1 protein-coding gene is annotated in these 1,019 nt (G+C 57.6%); it reads right to left on the bottom strand.

The genetic code is table 11. The features are described 5' to 3' along the window. Positions 1 to 1,005, bottom strand: a 1,005-nt coding sequence (gene uvrC, locus RMO15_RS22165) for an excinuclease ABC subunit UvrC (RefSeq protein WP_309717328.1), incomplete at its 3' end; no start/stop codon positions are given. Between the last annotated feature and the right edge of the window lie 14 nt (positions 1,006 to 1,019).

Consider the following 1,019-nt stretch of genomic DNA (forward strand, 5'->3'; position numbering starts at 1 on the left):
CCAGCTCTCGATGATCTCTAGCTCCTCGACGTGTGCGGGCAGGAGGATCTCACTGGGGACGTAGCTGGCATCCTGGTAGTAGCGCTTGAGAAACTCGCCGGTCGCCTCCGCCACGCCATCTTCTGCGCCGTCGAGTAAGAAGTGTTCTTGGCCAATGAGCTTGCCGCCTCGGATAAAGAACATCTGCACTGCCGCCCCCGTTTCGTCGGCGACCACGGCCATAACATCTTGGTCGCCCGTGGTGGTGCTGACCACTTTCTGGCGCTCGACAATCGTGTTAATCGCCACCAATTGATCGCGTAGCTTGGCCGCACGCTCAAACTCTAAGTTCTCAGCCGCCGTCTCCATCTTGAGGTGAATCGCCTTTGCCAATGAGTCTTGGCGGCCTTGCAGAAAGACTTCCGTGTCTTTGACCGTCTGGTCGTAGCGCTCTTTATCGGCGAGCCCGGCACACGGCGCTTCGGGGCAGCGGCCCATGTGGTGGTACAGACACGGCTTCTGCTCTTTCTTGTTGGTCCACTCTTTCTTGCACGTCACCAGCGGGAAGACCCGATAGATCAGATCCACGGAGTCCCGCACCGCCGCGCCGTTGGTGTAGGGCCCAAAGTACTTATTCCCATCGCCCTGCTTCACCCGCCGCGTGATTAAGACTCTTGGAAACGGCTCGCTGGTGGTGAGCATCAGATACGGGTACTGCTTGTCGTCGCGAAGCCGGACGTTATACTTGGGCTGGTGCTTCTTAATCAGATTACACTCAAGGATCAGCGCCTCCAGCTCCGTGTCCGTGAGCACCCAGTCCATGTCCACGATATGCGACACCAGCCGCCGCGTCTTGGGCGTGTGGTTCGCCGACTTCTGGAAGTACGAGCGCACCCGGTTTCGCAGATTGATCGCCTTCCCCACATAGATAATCTGCCCCTCCACATCTTTGTAGAGATAGCACCCCGGATTGGTAGGCAGGTTCTTGAGCTTCTCCTCAAGTGTCAGCGGCACAGACGAAGACATGGTGAACTATTGTA

The organism is Armatimonas sp. (assembly GCF_031410135.1).
Taxonomy (GTDB): Bacteria; Armatimonadota; Armatimonadia; order Armatimonadales; family Armatimonadaceae; genus Armatimonas.